This is a genomic window from Dietzia cinnamea NBRC 102147, assembly GCF_001571065.1.
GTDB lineage: Bacteria > Actinomycetota > Actinomycetes > Mycobacteriales > Mycobacteriaceae > Dietzia > Dietzia cinnamea.
The window spans coordinates 1-6,721 of sequence record NZ_BCSW01000083.1 but is presented as its reverse complement, the minus strand read 5'-3'; the positions used below and the strand labels follow the sequence as shown (position 1 = coordinate 6,721).

Annotated in this window: 3 protein-coding genes; all 3 read right to left on the bottom strand. The window is 63.1% G+C overall.

Translation table 11 applies throughout. The features are described from left to right. Positions 1-45: 45 nt before the first annotated feature. From DCI01S_RS15570 to DCI01S_RS15560, 3 genes are read right to left on the bottom strand one after another with little or no spacing between them, the layout of a single operon-like run. Positions 46-1,839 carry a GmrSD restriction endonuclease domain-containing protein gene (locus tag DCI01S_RS15570; protein WP_061230068.1) on the bottom strand — a complete coding sequence of 598 codons (1,794 nt, stop codon included), beginning with the start codon at positions 1,837-1,839 and terminating at the stop codon, positions 46-48. A 42-nt stretch (positions 1,840-1,881) separates the two neighbouring features. Beyond that, a complete protein-coding gene (locus DCI01S_RS15565) occupies positions 1,882-4,473 on the bottom strand; it encodes a DEAD/DEAH box helicase (RefSeq protein WP_061230067.1) in 2,592 nt (863 codons plus the stop codon). Positions 4,474-4,476: 3 nt separating this feature from the next. Then, positions 4,477-6,480 carry a site-specific DNA-methyltransferase gene (locus DCI01S_RS15560; RefSeq protein ID WP_061230066.1) on the bottom strand — a complete coding sequence of 668 codons (2,004 nt, stop codon included), beginning with the start codon at positions 6,478-6,480 and terminating at the stop codon, positions 4,477-4,479. Between the last annotated feature and the right edge of the window lie 241 nt (positions 6,481-6,721).

Genomic DNA, 6,721 nt, shown 5'->3' with positions numbered 1-6,721 from the left:
CTATTTTCACCCAGCGATCCGCAGATCCCCGTGAACTACCGGGGCTTACGCCTCGGTCGCGGGTTTGGGAAGCCGGGGCGGAGCGAGGGTGTTGAAGGCATCCCTGGCGATGTTGGCCATTAGTTTCCGCCGTTGGTCCAGGAAGGTTGGGAAGTCGATGTCCGGCCACGCTTCGGGCAGAGCATGAAGGTGTCGTTGAGCCCTTATTCGGCTCTCGGTGAGATGGCTCTTGTCCTTGAGAACTTCCGGCCAGTAGGTCGTTGGGGCGTCGTCTGAGACTTCGATGTTGACGTTCCATTCGACCATGGCCATGTTCGCGATCTGATTGACCTGCTTGGAGTCGGTCACCCCGAGCTTCTTCGACAGATAGGCCTTGGGGAACAGGTGATGCCGCTCGATTCCCTTCTTTGAAGTGACGGCGGGATCGAGGCGGTCACGGACTCGCCCGGTGGACATGAGCGCTTCGGCGTCGAGGATGACAAGGCCAGCTAGATATGCGGACAGGGCCGGGCTTCGCGGAGCCGACGTGGCGAGTTCATTGGGGAGAGTGATGGACCAGAAGTCGCTGGTGAGTTGATCCTTGATGATCCGGTCTAAGGCGTGAACGAAGCCAGCTGGGTCAGAGGAGGCCGGTAGTGAGCCGAGGTCGCGTTCGAGTTGGGTTTCGAAGGATCCACTGTATCGACGTGTGGTGTGCGCCATGAAAAACCAGCGAGCGATGAGCTCCCGAAGTTCATCGACGGGGACCTTGTGGTCCACTCGTCCGACGAGCCACATTACGTAGCTGAAGATCACGGCATTCTCGCTGGAGATCATCTTGGAACTGCGGAAACCGGCGCGTTCTAGGCAGCGAAGAAATTCGTGCCACAACGTGACGTCTAGAACGTGCTCTTGGGCTTCCTGCAATCGAGCAAATTGGGCCTCCCTTGCGGCGTCGGAGACGACGCCGGTGGCGAGGTCCTTGCCGCGCAGAATCGAGTAGGCGTGACGCATGACGGCTCGGCGGAACGCCAGGGCGATCGATACGCGCAAGAGCTGGTCTGGCTGGGGCTCGATGATCCAGTTGAACGGCGAGGACGTTCCCTTGTGAGGGACTTTGCAGTCACGGGAGAACATCTCGAGGTCACCGCGGCCCTTCTCCCAGAACACGCTCATGATGGTGAGGATGAAGTCAGCCTGGTTGAGCTGGACACCACCGGAGTTGATTCGGACGAAGATTTCGGCGAGCTGCTCCTCGTCGACAGCCTTGTCCAGCTCGATGACATGAAACGGGAAGCTCTTGAGTCCGATGAGGCGATCGAGTGCAGTTTCCAAGGAGTCTCGATCAGTTTCGGACAGTTCTCCCTTGGCCTCTTCGAGTCTGGCGAAGAATTCCTTCTTCACCTTCCTGGGCTGCTCGCCCCACAATGGCGTAATGTCCGAAAGGTACTCAGGATCGCGTCCGATTGCGATATCTGTGACGGCAAACGATTGATTTCGAGGGCGGAACGCCAAAGAAATGCGAGACGAACTATAATTCTCGCGGATCACCTGTGTTCCAGTGAACACCGAATACAGCGAGGTGAGACGCTGTTGCCCGTCGACGATAAGCCATCGGGGAGCACGAGCTTCCTTGTCGTTTACTCCGATCTGGCGGGCATCGGCGCTGGCGCCGGTTTCCCACAGGAGGAGGTTCCCTACAGGGAACCCGCGATACATCGAGTCAAACAGGTCTCTGACCTTTGAGTTCTTCCACACGAACGGACGCTGAAGCTCGGGGAGCGCAATGTCACCTCTCTGGATGTTGGCCACCAGCAAGTTGAGTTCAAACGCGGTGCTTCGGAACAGAATCTCGGCCATGTCGCCAAGTTTGCACTACACGGAGGTTAATTTCCTTCGTTTCTACCCGTGCACTGGCTCCTGCCGTGGGTTGCCGACTAGGTCGGCCTTCTGTTTGAGTTCGGCCCAGGATCCGGCGGCGGCGATGTCGTCCTCGTAGGCGATGAAGTAGCCCCAGCGGGCACCTGCGAACCGGGGGTCGCCCAGGACTTCGGTCACCAGCTCGTCGGTGGCCTTCTTCTTGGCTTCGACGGCTGCGTCGCCGCGCTTGTCTTTGGCTTTGCCCTCGACGATCCAGTGGATGTCGTCGCCGCTGTCGTAGACGACGAAGTCGGGGAAGTAGTTGTCGCGGACGGTGTAGGCGATCTTCGCCCCGTCCTTGGGTACGAGGCGCTTCCACCAGTCGACGGCCGCGGACTTGTCGACCAGCTCGGCGAGCTTGTACTCGGCGCTGTAGGAGTCGAACGGCACCGCCGGGAACAGAGACCGCTCCCACGGCTCGTATAGACCCCGGACGACGAACTCTTTTCCACTGTCGACGCGCGCGAGCCTCTCGGTCCCGGCGGGGTAGTGGACGACCTTGTCGATGGGCAGCTCCACGGGCATGGGGATCACGGTGGTCGACCGCTCCCGTTCGAACCGCGCGGCCTCCTGCGAGAGGGTCTTGCGCAACACGTCGATCGCCGAGAGCAGGGACTTGGTGGTCCACGGGATACTCACCGCCCCGACGAAGATCGGCACGGTCGAGCTGTCCAGGATCGTCAGGTTCGCGTCCGTTCGGGGAATCGCCGCGGTCGTGGAGACCTCGGTGATGAGCACCTTCCGGACCTCGTCCACCGCCACTGCGGCGGCAGCGCCCGTGGCCTGCTCGACAGGCGTTGTGCCCAACAGCTTGCGGGCGGCCTTCGAGCGGAGCTGGATCGCCTCACGCTCGATCAGCTCGCCGCCGTCGGAGACCTTCTGAGCGGCCTTGCGCAGGGTCTCCTTGTCGACCTTGGCCAGGGTGAACTCAGCGCTGTCGTACTCCATTCGGCTGGCCGGGAACACGAACGTGGTCTGGGCGTACTTCGAATGGACCTCGACGTCGACCGTGTGGAGCTGCGTCCCGGCCTCGATCGCCTCGCCCACGTCCCGGGTGCTGACCTGGGGCTTGGGGTCGGAGGTCGTCTCGGTGGGTGTGACCGTTTCGGGGGCTGTGTGCCCCGTAGAGCTGCCCGAGGGCGCAGTCCCTGTCCCGGTGCCACCCGTGGTCTCTGACGAGGGCTCGAGCCCTCCTGGACCGACCTGCGGCGTGCCCGTGCCCGTGGTGCTCGGCGGTGTGGTTCCCCCGGAGGGTGGAACGGGCTTGGGGGTCTGGTCGGAGCGCATGGCCCCGTCGAGGCCGAACTCGGTCAGGACGTTCTCGTCGCGGAGCAGGTCGCGGTAGGAGCCGTGGGTGATGATGTCGAGCTGGTCGACGTGCCCGATGCCGGTGTAGGCCCCGAACGGCAGGCGCAGTCCACGGCCCATTGTCTGCTGGGTCAGCACCTGCGACTTGGACACCCGCAGGGCGCACAGGACGGCGATGTTCTTGACGTCCCAGCCCTCTTTGAGCTTGTTCACGCTCACCACGGCACGTACCGGGGAGCCGGGCGAGTCCAGGTTCTCCAGACGCTCGATGACGGCCGCGTCCTTCGAGGTGGTGTTGTCCACCCGCAGGACCTTGGCGGGGTCGCCGAGGTAGTCCGGTCCGGACAGCAACGTCTCGATCTCGGAGGCATGGGGCACGTCGGAGCAGGTGACGAACAGGACCGGGTTCACCGCCGTGAGCCCGGCAGTCTTGGCCCACGACGAGTAGTGCTCGGCTTTGATCCCGAGCAGGGTCAGGGCGTCGCGGAGCTGGGCCTCCTCGTCGCCGGGTGGGTACCCATCCTTGCGGTAGGCCAGGACCGGGGTCTTCACGCACTGATCCTCGATCGCCTGGAACAGCGGGTACCGGAAGATGACGTGGTCACCCTTCTTAGCCGAGGCTGTCAGGCCGATGCACGCGGCGGGGTCCAGCTCCCGCAGGGCTGCGGAGAACGCGACGGCCGACTCGCCGTACATGTGGGACTCGTCGGCGATGATGACCAGATCGTCCAGGGCCTGGAGCTGGGCGAAGACGTTGCCGACGACCTCGTTGTCTTTGCGCAGGCCCATGCGGGTCGCATTAGTTTCGGCGCTGACCTTCTCCCCGTTCTCTGCGGGTGCGATGAGCTGCTGGATGTTGAACACGTACAGGCGGCTCGGCTCTGCGCCCATCACGGACTGCGTAGTGGCCAGGACGGACAAGTTCGTCGGGGTTGCGACGAGAGCGGGGACCTCGGCTCCAGGGATGTACTTGGGGTTGCCCCGCTGGAAGTTACGGACGGTTTTGTCCTGCACGACCAGCCCCGGCGTGACGATGAGGACCTGGTAGACGCCCTGACGGCGCAGGTACTCGATGAACGCGGCCATGAGGTAGGTCTTCCCGGCCCCGGTCGCCATGTCGAGGACCTGCTGCACGGCCGGGTCATAGTCCCCGGCCAGGGTCTCCACGAGGTTGTGCAGGGCTCGGGCGTTGTGTGCGCGGAGCTGGAACGCGGCGGCGATCTCGTCGACCACGTCCCGGTCGTAGGTGATGGTCAGCTTCGCCATGGGTCAGCCCTCGCCGTCGGTGTCGGTGGATGCTGCGGAGAACGGGAACAGGTCGTCAGGAACGTGCTTGACGACCGAGCCGCGAGACTTGCCGCGCAGGTGTGATCGGACGCCGTCGAGAACGCCCGTCGCGGCGATGGTGACCCGCTCGCCCTCGGGTAGGTGGGCCAGGACGTCGTCCACACCGTCAGTGGTCAGCGTGCCGTCCACGACCACCAGTCGCATCGCGCCCTTGCGGCCGTGGAACGGATGCTCACCGGGAGTGAGGGCGAACCCGAGGTTGGCCGCGACCGAGGTAACGAGTGTGTCCCCATGCGCGGCGTCGGTGAGAGTGACCACCCCGAGCTTCTCGTTGTAGCCGAAGACGTCCGGGGACAGCTCCATGACCCGGAACCCGCCACCGCCGCGCCAGTTGACCACGTCGCCGGACTCGCGGGTCTTGGTCCGCGCTTTGAGATCCTTCTTGGCCGCCGCGAGTACGTCCGCAGACCCGCCCGCCTTGTCGTTGCCGAACTTGCGCAGGAGTGCCACCAGGGACTTGGACTCGTCGGCGGACAGTTGAGTTTCGCCCGCCTTCACTCGTCGACGGACCATCGACGCGACGACCTTCACCACTTCGATGTTCAGGTTCATACCATCCGTCGCCTTGTCGAGCAGACTGTTGAACTTGGCCGCGTCATCCGGGGACAGGCCCTCGGGAAGCTCATCCTCGGTGTCGTCGATCCGCTCGCCTTTGGTCACAGTGACGCCGCGAGGATCCTCCCCCTGGACGACCTTCTCCAGCCGGGGCCGGGTGAAGGTGGTGAAGTTGTCCTCTCGAAGTTCGCAGGTGACCCAGCGGCGACCCATCTTCTGCGCGACCGCGGCGGTCGTTCCGGATCCAGCAAACACGTCGAGAACGATGTCCCCGGGGTTCGAGGCGATGTGGATGATCCTTTCGAGCAGGCGCTCGGGCTTAGGAGTACCGAAGGGCTCTTCATCGGGGAACATCTTGCGGAGGTGATCCCGCTTCGCTTCCTGGTTGGATCCGACCTCATCGGCTGGCCACCAGGTCCTCGGAACGACCCCGTCTTGAACATTCACAAGATACCGCTTGATCACCGGCAGAGAGTCTCCGTCCGATCCGAACCAGACTCGGTTTTCCTCACGCGCAGTGTCGAACGTCGACTCCGAAAACCTCCAGTAGGAGCCCGGCGGCGGAGTCACCACGCGCCCACTGGGGAGCTCTATCGGGAATCGAGAATCCGGACCTCCTGACTTCGCGGTTCCGTTGTCCCCTTGCCTCCAGGGACCTCGTGGATCGTTGTCGGGATTCTGGTACCGAGCCAACTGGACCGCAGACCGCGCAAGAAGGTTGCGGACGTCCTTGAAGTCGTCTGTTCCGGCGGATTTGTAGACCGTGATGGTGTCGTGGGCCGTCGATATGTCGGTGTCGTTGCGTGCCCCCTGGGCCTTTTCCCATGCGATCTCGGCTACGAAGTTCTGTGCCCCGAACACCTCGTCGAGCAGGCACCGCATCCGGTGGTTCTCGTGGTCGTCGAGGTGGACCCAGATCGAGCCGTCGGCGGTGAGTAGGTCGCGGATGTGCTGGAGTCGGTCCCGCATCATCGTCAGCCACACCGAGTGCTCCAGGGCGTCGTCGTAGTGCTCGAACGTCTTCTCTGTGTTGAACGGTGGGTCGATGTAGCAGAGCTTGACCTTGCCCACGTACTGCGTGGCCAACTCGGGGACGTAATGCAGGGCCTCCAGGACGTCGCCGGACTCTCCGTGGATGAGCAGGTTGTCCGTCTGCGGGGTCAGGTCGGCCCGCTCGGAGTACACGGTCCCGTCGACCTTCTCGGCCTGCACGCCTTCGACTCGGTCGGTCTCCACGAGAGAGTGCACCTCGCAGTACCGGGGGTCCTTCGGATCGACCCACGCGTAGCCGTACTTCCCACGAGACTGCGGGATCAGGGCCTGATCCTTGTTGAACCAGGTCAACTCCAGGCGCTGCGAGGGGTGTGACATTGGCATGAGTCCTTCTCGGGAAAGCGACCGTGGGATACATAAGTCTTACCTTCTGAGGAAGTGCAGTAGGTGGTGGACACCGGTCAAGTCTGAGCAGAGCGCATATGGGTACACCCGTGCGGGATGGAACGCCTCCAACGGTCGCTGCTGTGTCACAGGGTCGAGTTCGATACTTATGAAACGCCATCCCGTCGGGTCTTGGGTGTATTGATACGCAGACCGGGCGAAAGGGACTTTTCGA

Bases quoted from the DNA above. Each gene is read 5' to 3' on its own strand.
- DCI01S_RS15565 (WP_061230067.1), bottom strand. From the start codon at position 4,473: ATGGCGAAGCTGACCATCACCTACGACCGGGACGTGGTCGACGAGATC.
- DCI01S_RS15560 (WP_061230066.1), bottom strand. From the start codon at position 6,480: ATGTCACACCCCTCGCAGCGCCTGGAGTTGACCTGGTTCAACAAGGAT.
- DCI01S_RS15570 (WP_061230068.1), bottom strand. From the start codon at position 1,839: ATGGCCGAGATTCTGTTCCGAAGCACCGCGTTTGAACTCAACTTGCTG.